Source organism: Thiocystis minor (genome assembly GCF_016653465.1).
In the GTDB taxonomy this organism is placed as follows: Bacteria; Pseudomonadota; Gammaproteobacteria; order Chromatiales; family Chromatiaceae; genus Chromatium; species Chromatium minus.
In genome coordinates this window covers 24,312-33,836 of the sequence record NZ_NHSQ01000073.1, presented here as the reverse complement: position 1 = coordinate 33,836, position 9,525 = coordinate 24,312, and the positions used below count along the sequence as shown (strand labels likewise).

Here is a 9,525-nt window from a genome sequence, read left to right as displayed (position 1 = left end):
CCCGGCTTGAAGACGATCTGGCTGGGCATGCAGCGCATCATGGATTTCGCGGCTGGAATCAAATATGCCAAATATGCCAAATATGCCAGGGAGATGCCGGACACGTAAAGTTGTGTGTAATGGGATGGGCTAACAGTGAGTTAGACAGAAACCCTAATTATGGTACTAGACGGATTCTGCGCTTGTTGTAAGTACCTCAATAGAATTATTTGTAGAAGCTAATTTTCGATTTATTAAAAAATAATTATTGCAAAATATTGATTTATAAATAATTATTAATTATTAAATTGATTTTTATCGCATTCATTACCCATTAGCGATTCTATTGAGGTACTTATAGGCAGAATCTAATCCCCAAAACTGTCGCGGCGGACGCTGTTAAGCTTGGGCGACCTCGCACTCTGCGTTTCGTGAGGGTGTGGTTATGGAAACGAACCGACAAACGGTATCGATCGTCAGCATCGCACACGACTGATCGAGTCTAGGCGCAGAAACCATGACGCGTCTAGTGATATAGGCTTGGCTGGTACCGGAAATGCCCCAGAGCCAGGGACTCGCAGGCATAAAAAATCCCCGTATCCGGCAAGAATACGAGGATTTTCAAGGTCTTGTTGGTGCCCAGGGGCGGAATCGAACCACCGACACGAGGATTTTCAGTCCTCTGCTCTACCGACTGAGCTACCTGGGCCTACTGAATTGCGATGCAATTAAGTTAAGCGCTGCATTGAAACAATATCCCTCGCTTGTGTCAAGTGTTTGGCGGCACGGCGGGGTGGATTTTTCTCTGGGCTTTCACCTTTCGTTAGCGATCTCCGCCCGCCTATTTTCGCGTGGACGAGTGGCCCTCAATGCGCGGGCGGGACATAGCCCGCGGGCTTCTCGGCACCTTCGCCAAAGAAAAACCGCTCCATTTCGCCTTCCAGAAATTTTCGTGACTTGGGGTCCAGCGGGCTGAGGCGATTTTCGTTGATCAGCATCGTCTGGTGGCGCAGCCAGTCCTGCCAGGCCGGTTTGGAGACCTGTTCGAAGACGCGCTTGCCGAGATCGCCCGGATACGGCTGGCGGTCGAGTCCCTCGGCTTCGCGGCCGAGCTTGACGCAGTGGACGAGACGGCTCATGGGGTTTCTCCTTCAATCTGCTGTGAGCCCGTGAGGAGGGCGTCGAGGATGGCTTTGACTGGGGTTGGAAGACCGAACGCCGGAAGGTCCGCACGATTCAGCCAGCGTCGATCGTCATGGTCGGCAATCTGCTGGCTGGATCCGTCGATGCGAATGGCCGCGACCCGGATCCCGAGGCTGAAGTGGCTAAAGGTGTGATGGCGCGCCGGGAGCATTTCAACCCCGAGCGGGACGTTGCCGAAACGGGTCAGGCACCAGTCGGCGGGGTCGCTGCCGACGGCGGTCTCCGGCAGACTCCAGAGTCCGCCCCAAAGGCCGGTCGGCGGGCGGCGTTCGAGGAGGATTTCCCCAGCCGGATTGATGGCGACGAGCATCAGGGTGTCGCGCTCGGGAAGCGGCTTGCGCGGTCGGCTGGCGGGGAATTCGCGCTGGCGTCCCTGGAGGCAGGCCAGGCAGCCGGTTACGACCGGACAGCGTTCGCAGGCCGGTTTGCCGCGGGTGCAGACTGTGGCGCCAAGATCCATCATGCCCTGGTTATAGTCGCCCACGCGCTCCAGCGGGGTGAGTCGTTCGGCGCAGGCCCAGAGCGCGGTTAACACCTCGCCGCGTCCGGGCCAGCCGTCGATGGCGAAGTAGCGGGCCAGTACCCGTTTGACATTGCCGTCGAGGATTGGATGCGCCTGATGCGCGGCGAGGGACAGAATGGCGCCAGCGGTGGAGCGGCCGATACCGGGCAGTGCCTGAACCTGAGCGAGGTCGGTGGGAAAGATGCCCCGGTAGTGGTCCCGGATCAGTCCGGCGGCCCGATGCAGGTTGCGCGCCCGCGCGTAATAACCGAGCCCGGACCAGTGCGCGAGCACTGCATCGATGGGTGCGCCCGCCAGGTCCATCACGCTCGGAAAGCGCGCCATGAACCGCTCGAAATAGGGGGTGACGACACTGACCTGGGTCTGCTGCAACATGATTTCGGAGACCCAGACGCGGTAGGGCGTGGGGGCGATCTGCCAGGGTAGATCATGGCGGCCATGCCGGTCGAACCAGCTCAGGAGCGCGGCGGCGAAGTCGTTTGGGGTGAAGTCAGACGGAAGCAATTGACTCGATCCAAACGGTGGGTTGCCGTGGAGTAACGCAGGAAGGAAGTTGGAGCGGGTGATGGGAATCGAACCCACGCTATCAGCTTGGGAAGCTGAAGTTCTACCATTGAACTACACCCGCGTCACGAAGCTGTAGTGTATGCACTGACCGGCATGAAGGCAAGCTATGCATCCAGGTCGTACATGTCCGCGATCGCGGCCCGGTAGCGTTCCATCACGGGGCCGCGCTTGACCTTGAGCGTCGGCGTCAGCAGTCCGTTGTCGATCGACCAGGGCTCCAGGGTCAGGGTCGCGCGGCGGATCTTGGCGAAGCCGGGGAAGTCCCGCAAGGCGAGGCGGATGCGCTTGAGAATGTCCTTGAGCAGATGGGGATCCGTCAGGCTGGCGGGTTGTTCGGGGTCGAGTCCGTGCTCGCGGGCGAACCCGACCCAGAGTTCGGCGTTCAGCACCAGCAGGGCGGAGAGATAGGAATGGCCTTCGCCAAGCAGCAGCACCTGATCGAACAAGGGATCCATGACGATGGCCATCTCCAGATCGGCGGGCGGCACTTTCTCGCCATTCGAGAGCACCAGGATGTCCTTGATCCGGCCCGTGATGTAGATATGACCATCCTCGATGCGCGCCTGATCGCCGGTGTGCAGCCAGCCGTCCTGGGTCAGAACCTTGGCGGTTGCGGCATGGTTGTTCCAGTAGCCCTGCATGACGTTGTCGCCTTTGACCATCAGCTCGTCGTCGGCGCCAATGCGCACCTGGATGCCGCGGATGGGGACACCGACGCTCTCGGGGACGTTCTTCCGCAGCGGATTGAAGCTGACGACCGGGCTGGTTTCGGTCAGGCCATAGCCTTGGATCAAGGGCAGGCCGAGTCCGATGAAGGTGTGCGCCACGCCGGCCGGCAGGGCGGCGCCACCGCTGACGGCGACACGCATCCGACCGCCGAGTTTCTCTAGGACCGTCGCGCCGACCTTGCGCCGCAGCCAGGGCCAGAGCAGCAGGAGCGGATGCCAACCGCCGCGTCCCTGTTCGCGCAGAAAGGCGCGCCAGCCGGTCGCGACCGCCAGCCGAAACAGCCAGCGTATCGGCGCCGGACGGCTCAACAACTGATCCTGCAGGCGATGATAAACACGCTCGAAAACTCGCGGAACGGCGATTATGACGGTCGGACGAATGCTCTGGAGATCCTCCGCTAATTGCCCCACCGAACGGGCGAAGGCCACGCAGGAACCCGCCATGATCGGCAGGTAATAGCCACCCGTGCGTTCCAGCATGTGCGAGAGTGGCAGAAAGGAGAGGAAGAGATCCTCCGGATAGACATTGATGAGCGTGACGACGCCATGGACATTGGTCAGGATGTTGCGATGACTGAGCATCACGCCCTTGGGGCGGCCGGTGGTGCCGGAGGTATAAACGATGGTCGCCAGGGCGAGCGGATCGCCGTCGCGCTGGGCCAGCGCCGGGGCGGAGGAGGGCAGCCAGGTGTCGGCAACCACGACTCGCGGGTCATGTGCCGCGAGTTCGGTCGCCGCGTCGCTTGGCTCCAGGATCACCACCCGGAGGGGCCAGGGCGCGTCGCCGATGACCTCGGCCAGACGCTTCCAGCGTCCGGCGTCCTGGATCAGCAGGAGCTTGGCCGCCGCGTCCTGGAGAATGTAGGCGGCGTTTTCCGCGCGGTCGTCGGTGTAGAGCGGAACCGTGACCAGACCTAGCGCGAACGCGGCCTGATCGAACATCACCCATTCCGGGCAGTTGCGCAGCAGCAACGCGACCCGGTCGCCGGATTCGAGCGACTCGCCGGCGAGCGCCTGCCGCCAGCGCGCCACCCACTGTCCCATGTCGCGCCAGGTCAGATCCCGCCAGTGACCGGTTCGCTCGAAAGACCGATAGGCAATGCGGTCGGGCGTTCGGTGGGTCCGTTGGAGAAAGAGACCGTCCAGGGTTCGGGCTCGGTCGACCGCGATTAAATCCTCGGACCATTGACTCACGGGGCTGTCCTCATGATGTTTATTGTCTTGCAAACACGGCAACCGGGGCTGGCTTGGCCGGCGCGGTTTCGCGTGCTCGGCCAGATTGGCGTGAACGCAGGCTCCTTCGGAGCGGAATCGAACGGTATAAAGGCCGTCATGAATTTGCAATCCTTCGCGGATCGTTGACGGGACCGTCGTTCGGTCGATCGGCGGCGGGGTATCCGGGCGTTCCGGTTCGCATTCGCGGAGCGATTCATCAATAATCTTGATATCCAAGTGGAAAACGGTATATTAGTGAAATCTAATATTTAAAGGATCCATCTCCATGAACAAGATCGGATTTTTGACTGTCGTGGTTCTGCTGCTGACAGTCGACGCGCGGGCCGCCGCGCTGGACACCGCGGGTGCCGAGTCGCGCAACCTGCCGCGCGAGTACCGTCTCGACGGACTCGTGGAGGCGGTCAACCGCACCACCGTATCGGCTCAGACGCAGGGGCAGGTCGAGGAAATCCTCTACGATGTCGACGATTATGTCGACAAAAACGCGGTGCTGGTCCGGTTGAAAGATACCGAACACCGTACTCGGGTCACCCAGGCGGCAGCCGACTTGAAGTCCGCGACCGCCCGGCTGCAACAGGCGAAGGACGAGTTCGCGCGTGTCGAGGGACTCTATCAAAAGAAGAATGTCTCCGACTCGGCGATGGATCAGGCGACCGCCGACCTAGCTAGTGCGCAGGCCGAACTGGAGGCGGCGACCGCGCGTCTTGAGCAGGCGCAGGAGCAACTCGCCTACACCCAGATCCGCGCGCCCTATTCGGGCATCGTCACGCATCGTCATGTCCAGCTTGGCGAGATCGCGAGCTCCGGCGCGCCAGTCATGAGTGGCATCTCGCTCGATGAACTGCGGGTGATCGTCGACGTTCCGCAGAGCGTGATCCCCTCGGTGCGTGGCGGCGCCAAAAAGGGAACGCTGGCGCGGGTCTATCTGCCCGATGGACAGGCCATCGAAACCAGCAACATCACCGTCTTTCCCTTCGCCGATCTGGGCTCCAACACCTTCAAGGTGCGCATCGAGCTGCCGGCGGAGACCAGCGGCCAGCTCCGCGCGCTGTTTCCGGGGATGTTCGTCAAGACCGGCTTCGTGGTCGGCGAAAAGCGTGAGCTGACGGTGCCCAGGGCGGCGGTGGTCCAGCGCTCGGAGGTCACGGGGGTCTATGTGATCACGGATGGCGATCATGTCCACTTTCGTCAGATTCGGGTCGGTCAGGCGCTGCCGGATGCCTATGTGGTACTTGCCGGTCTGACCGAGGGCGAGCATGTCGCGCTCGATCCGATCGCCGCTGGTGCCTTGCTCAAGTCGCAGGCGCCGGTGCGTCACACGGGCGCGGAGGGGACAGGTCATGACTGAGCCAGCCATGACGGAGAATGCGGGGCCGGCGAAGCTGGGGCTTGCCGGCAGTCTCGCTGCGCGCTTCCAGGCCACCGAAATCACCCCGCTGCTGGCCCTGGTGGGTCTGCTGCTGGGACTTTTCGCGGTCATGGTGACGCCACGCGAGGAAGAGCCGCAGATCGACGTCACCTTTGCCGATGTCTTCATTCCCTTTCCCGGCGCCTCCGCCAGCGAGATCGAGCATCTGGTGGCGGGACCAGCCGAGCAGGTCTTCTCCGAGATCCGGGGCATCGAGCACGTCTTCTCGGTTTCACGTCCCGGCATGGCGGTGGTCACGGTCCAGTACCAGGTCGGCGAGGACAACACCGACGCGGTGGTCCGCCTGTTTAGCAAGGTGCTGTCCAATCAGGACTGGCTGCCGCCCAACCTGGGCGTCGGCACGCCGATCGTCAAACCCAAGGGCATCGACGACGTGCCCATCCTGACCGCGACCCTCTGGTCCAAGGACGAAAACGTCGGCGCCTTCGAGCTTGGGCAGGTCGCGCATGCCATCGAGCAAGAACTCAAGCGTGTCCCCGGCACCCGCGATATCTACACGCTCGGCGTGCCGGATCAGGTGGTGCGGGTGCTGCTTCAGCCCGAAACGCTCGCCGGCTACGGCATCGATCTGACCGACCTGCGCCGCTCGCTCCAGGCCGGCAACGCGATCCGCGACAACCTGGAAGTGACCGCCGACAACCGGGAGATTCTGGTCCAGGCCGGCACCTTTCTGACCAGTCCCGAGCAGATCGGCGATCTGGTGGTCGGGCTGCATGGCGGGCGACCGGTCTATCTGCGCGATGTCGCCACCATCGAGCGCGGTCCCCAGCAACCGGAAAGCTATGTCTGGATGGGCGCGGGCTCGGGGGTCGGGCACGCCGGCCTCGATCTGACAAGGACTACCCCGGCAGTCACCATCGCGGTCGCCAAGCAGGCCGGCGTCAATGCGGTGGAGGTCGCCCAGCGGGTCATCGATCGTTTCGAGCAACTGCACGGCATCTTCATCCCCGACAACGTCGAGGTCACGGTGACGCGCAACTATGGCGCGACCGCCGACGCCAAGGCCAAAAAGCTGATCAGCAAGCTCACCTTCGCCACCGCTTCCGTGGTGCTGTTGGTGCTGTTCGCGATCGGCTGGCGCGAGGCCATCATCGTCGGCGCGGCCGTCGTCGTGACCCTGGCCCTGACGCTCTTCGCCTCCTGGGCCTGGGGCTTCACGCTCAATCGTGTGTCGCTGTTCGCGCTCATCTTTTCGATCGGCATCCTGGTCGACGACGCCATCGTGGTGGTCGAAAACATCCATCGACACATGGCGCTCACGAAAGACAAACTGCTGGATCTGATGCCAAGGGCGGTCGACGAGGTGGGCGGACCGACCATCCTGGCCACCTTCACGGTCATCGCCGCGCTGCTGCCGATGGCCTTCGTCAGCGGACTCATGGGGCCCTACATGAGCCCGATCCCGATCAACGCCTCGCTTGGCATGCTGATCTCGCTGATCGTCGCCTTCGTCTTCACGCCCTGGATGACCAACTTCATGCTCGGGCGCAAACGGGCCGCCATGGTGCTGGCCGGCGCGGATCACGGGGCGCATGACGAGAACGGCCACGGACGTCTGGACGGGCTATTCCGTCGTCTGATCGGACCCTTCCTCGCCGGACGCCGGGGCCATCTCAACCGCTGGTTCCTGCTGGGCGGGATTCTGGTGCTGATCGCCGGCTCGCTTGCGCTCGCGGTCAACCAGTCCGTCGTGCTCAAGATGCTGCCGTTCGACAACAAGAGCGAGTTCCAGGTCGTGCTCGACATGCCCGAGGGCACCAGCCTGGAACAGACCACGCGCGTCCTCACCGAGATGGGCGAGTATCTGGCCACCGTCCCGGAAGTCACCGACTATCAGGGCTACGCCGGCACCGCCGCCCCGATCAACTTCAACGGTCTGGTGCGTCAGTATTATCTGCGCGAGGGCGCGCATCTCGGCGATTTGCAGGTCAATCTGGTCGATGCGCATCATCGCGACAAAAAGAGCCACGCCATCGCCCTGGAACTGCGCGAGCCGTTGCAGGAGATTGCCCGGCGTTATGACGGCAATGCCAAGATCGTCGAGATTCCGCCCGGCCCGCCGGTCCTCTCGCCGTTGGTCGCCGAGGTCTACGGCCTGAACTACGAGGGTCAGATCGGCATCGCCAAACAGGTCCGCGCCGTGTTCGAGGGCACGCCGGATATCGTCGATGTCGACGACTCGGTCGAGTCTCCCTCCCAAAAGCTGACCTTGGTGGTCGACCGCGCCAAGGCCGCCCGCCTGGGCGTAGCGCAGTCCAGCATCGCCTCGGCGCTGAGCACCGTGCTCAACGGCGAGGCCATGAGCTATCTGCATGGCGCCAACGTCAAATACGCGGTGCCGATCCGGGTCGAATACAGCGAGGCGGACAAGGCCGATCTGGAACAGGTACTGGCGCTGCGGGTGCGCTCGGAGGGCGGGCAACTGGTGCCGCTGTCCGAGATCGTCGAGGTCGTCGACGGCAGCCGCGAGCACAGCATCTATCACAAGGATCTGCTGCCGGTGGTCTATGTCACCGGCGACATGGCCGGCGCGACCGACAGCCCGCTCTACGGCCTGTTCGCGATGGCCGCGACCCTGACCCGCGATCTGGGGCTCGAACAATGGTATCGGGAGGCGCCGACCAACCCCTACGAATACAGTCTCAAATGGGACGGCGAGTGGCAGGTTACCTACGAGACCTTCCGCGACATGGGGATCGCCTACGGGGTCGGACTGATTCTGATCTATCTGCTGGTGGTCGCCCAGTTCCGCAGCTATCTGGTGCCCCTGGTCATCATGGCCCCGATCCCGCTCACGCTCATCGGCATCATGCCCGGTCACGCCTTGCTGGGCGCCCAGTTCACCGCCACCTCCATGATCGGCATGATCGCGCTCGCGGGCATCATCGTGCGCAATTCCATCCTGCTGGTGGACTTCATCAACCAGCAGGTGCGCGAGGGCAGCGCCCTGGAGGACGCCGTCATCAACTCGGCGGTGGTGCGCGCCAAGCCGATCATGCTCACCGCGCTGGCCGCCATGGCCGGCGCCGTCTTCATCCTCGACGATCCGATCTTTTCGGGGTTGGCGGTGGCGCTGCTGTTCGGTCTGTTCGTCTCCACGGTGCTGACGCTGGTGGTCATTCCGGTGGTGTATTACGGGACGATGCGCAAGCGGGTGGAGTGGATTCGGGGGGCGACGGGGTGAGGGTGTCGCAGTCGCGCTCGAGCGCCTCTCGCTCGCCGCCGATCCGTGCCATGGCAGCGACTTTGATGTCCTGCTCGGCGCTTGCCAACGTGACCTGAACTTCGGCAAGTGCGTTGCGCGGAATACCGTCGGCTTCGATGGCGAGGAATTCCCCGAAAGCTGCGCTGCGTTCGCTGATATGGGCCGTCAGTGCCTCCTGAAGGAGGCGTGTGACCTCGGCGTAAAAAAAGCCGGACTTCACGGAACTGATAGAGTACGTCGCCGAAAGGATGCGAAATTCCGTGCACCCTTTCAGTTGGCGCAGCCAAACCTGCTATCGGGAGATTCGCGCAAGTCTCGCGGCGATGACACAAACTCATTGTGCCTTCTGCGACGGTTACACCGGCTTGGAAAGCCGTGAGACCGTCGAACATTTCTGACCCAGGAGCCAGTTTTCCAGCCATTGACATTGACATTGACACGACGCCACGCGGATTTAGACTAGCGTTTCATCCACACTTCGGATGGTTCAATTCCAAGAACCACGACAAAATGGCATCTAAACAGATCGCAAATTTCGCCACCACCACGCCGGTAGTTGTGTTTCGCGCGGAAAATTATTGTTCGTTGGCGATCGTTCGCACGCTGGGGCGGATGGGAGTCAAAGTTTATTGCATCGACCATGATCCCAATGCAC

At 62.2% G+C, this 9,525-nt stretch carries 6 protein-coding genes and 2 tRNA genes; 2 read left to right on the top strand and 6 right to left on the bottom strand.

What is annotated here, in order from left to right:
• Positions 1 to 612: 612 nt before the first annotated feature.
• The 5 genes from CCR95_RS09720 to CCR95_RS09700 form a co-directional block, all read right to left on the bottom strand.
• Positions 613 to 688: transfer RNA gene (locus CCR95_RS09720), tRNA-Phe, on the bottom strand.
• Between the two features lie 157 nt (positions 689 to 845).
• Positions 846 to 1,118: an oxidative damage protection protein gene (locus tag CCR95_RS09715; RefSeq protein ID WP_201093903.1), complete on the bottom strand. Its 273-nt coding sequence runs from the start codon at positions 1,116 to 1,118 to the stop codon at positions 846 to 848.
• The gene (mutY, locus tag CCR95_RS09710) at positions 1,115 to 2,209 is read right to left on the bottom strand and encodes an A/G-specific adenine glycosylase (RefSeq protein WP_201093902.1); all 1,095 of its coding nucleotides are present in this window, start codon (positions 2,207 to 2,209) and stop codon (positions 1,115 to 1,117) included. The genes CCR95_RS09715 and mutY overlap by 4 nt, the downstream gene beginning before the upstream one ends.
• A gap of 50 nt (positions 2,210 to 2,259) precedes the next feature.
• Positions 2,260 to 2,333: transfer RNA gene (locus CCR95_RS09705), tRNA-Gly, on the bottom strand.
• A 43-nt stretch (positions 2,334 to 2,376) separates the two neighbouring features.
• On the bottom strand, positions 2,377 to 4,194 hold the full coding sequence (locus CCR95_RS09700; RefSeq protein ID WP_201093900.1) for an AMP-binding protein: 1,818 nt from the start codon (positions 4,192 to 4,194) through the stop codon (positions 2,377 to 2,379).
• 307 nt (positions 4,195 to 4,501) lie between these two features.
• Between CCR95_RS09700 and CCR95_RS09695 the strand changes: the two genes are divergently transcribed.
• Both CCR95_RS09695 and CCR95_RS09690 read left to right on the top strand, forming a co-directional pair.
• A complete protein-coding gene (locus CCR95_RS09695; protein WP_201093898.1) occupies positions 4,502 to 5,584 on the top strand; it encodes an efflux RND transporter periplasmic adaptor subunit in 1,083 nt (360 codons plus the stop codon).
• Positions 5,577 to 8,849: an efflux RND transporter permease subunit gene (locus CCR95_RS09690; protein WP_242523157.1), complete on the top strand. Its 3,273-nt coding sequence runs from the start codon at positions 5,577 to 5,579 to the stop codon at positions 8,847 to 8,849. The genes CCR95_RS09695 and CCR95_RS09690 overlap by 8 nt, the downstream gene beginning before the upstream one ends.
• Here CCR95_RS09690 and CCR95_RS09685 read toward each other — a convergent pair.
• Positions 8,782 to 9,090, bottom strand: coding sequence for a hypothetical protein (locus CCR95_RS09685; protein ID WP_201093896.1), 309 nt, complete (start codon positions 9,088 to 9,090; stop codon positions 8,782 to 8,784). The genes CCR95_RS09690 and CCR95_RS09685 overlap by 68 nt on opposite strands.
• Positions 9,091 to 9,525: the final 435 nt, after the last annotated feature.